This is a genomic window from Brevundimonas sp. SPF441 (genome assembly GCF_009661015.1).
Taxonomy (GTDB): Bacteria; Pseudomonadota; Alphaproteobacteria; order Caulobacterales; family Caulobacteraceae; genus Brevundimonas; species Brevundimonas vesicularis.
In genome coordinates this window covers 1-1,217 of record NZ_WJWX01000055.1, presented here as the reverse complement: position 1 = coordinate 1,217, position 1,217 = coordinate 1, and the positions used below count along the sequence as shown (strand labels likewise).

Here is a 1,217-nt window from a genome sequence, read left to right as displayed (position 1 = left end):
CACGCCGGTGGCGGGGTGGAAGATGATGCGCGATGGTGAGCTTTGAGAAGCTGCATCAGCAGCATCGCCCTCCTCGCCCGCCACTTCCTCAAACACGCCATCGACTGCGCAGACATGGAAGTGCACACCGTGCGGTTCACGCTGAAGTAAGGGGCCGGCGCCGGCCGCTGCTCACCACTGGTTGCGCAGCTCGCGCAGCTTGGTGAACACGGTCTTCGCGTCGGGCTGTTCCGGCAGCTCGGGAAAGCTCTCGCGCAGCTTGGCGATCACCTCGGGGCTGGCCAGGCGGAAGAAGGTGTTGAAGCGCTTCTCCTCGGCCAGCGTGGTGACCACCGAAGTGGCCGGGTCATGCCCGGTCACCCGCGGCAGCAATGCCTGCGCGGCCGCGTTGCCGGGCTCGCGCGCGAGCGTGAAGCGCAGGTTGTTCTCGATGTAGTCGTGCCCCGGGTAGACGCGGGTGTTCTCCGGCAGCTTCGCGAGCTGCTGCACGAAGGTGGTGTAGAGCTCGTCCACGCTGCCGCCGTAGTGCACGTTGCCCGCGCCCGCGTTGAACAGCGTGTCGCCGGAGAACAGCGCCGGCTCGTCGGTGTGCGAGCGCAGGCAGATGTGGCACATCGTGTGGCCGGGCGTGTCCAGGCATTCCAGTTCGATGTGCCGGCCGACCTTGATCACGTCCCCGGCCTTCACGCCGCGGTCCATGCCTTCGATCTTGCCCGCGGCCTTGTGGTGCGCGATCACCTTGGCGCCGGTGGCCGCCACCACGGCCGCGTTGCCGCCGGTGTGGTCGTGGTGCTCGTGCGTGTTGAGGATCTGCGTGATCTGCCAGCCCTTGACCCTGGCCGTGTTCAGGGTTTTTTCATGGTCCAGCGGATCGATCGCCAGCGCTTCGCCGGTCTCGGGGCAGGCGATCAGGTAGTTGAAGTTGCGGTACGAATTACCGGTCCAGATGCGTTCGACGAGCATGGGGGCTCCTGGGGAATCGATGGGGGGGATCGTGGGGGTCGGGCCATTGTAGGAACCCGCGCCCGCCTTCGTGGGCGCAGCGCCGCGCTACTCTGCCAGCGCCTCGCCGTCCTCCGCGCGCCGTGCCGGGGATAGGAAATCCAACCGCATGAGCACAAGTATAGCACACGTTTGGGGCGTCAAGTATAGCACACGTTTGGGGCGTCTCAGGCATGCACACAGGGGACTGCTGGGTTGATTTCTCAAAGCCAGTT

General features: G+C 65.8%; 1 protein-coding gene. It reads right to left on the bottom strand.

Going from position 1 to position 1,217, the window contains the following annotated elements; all coding sequences use genetic code 11:
* Nucleotides 1-171: 171 nt before the first annotated feature.
* Nucleotides 172-963 carry a hydroxyacylglutathione hydrolase gene (locus GGC30_RS16155; protein WP_040214187.1) on the bottom strand — a complete coding sequence of 264 codons (792 nt, stop codon included), beginning with the start codon at nucleotides 961-963 and terminating at the stop codon, nucleotides 172-174.
* Between the last annotated feature and the right edge of the window lie 254 nt (nucleotides 964-1,217).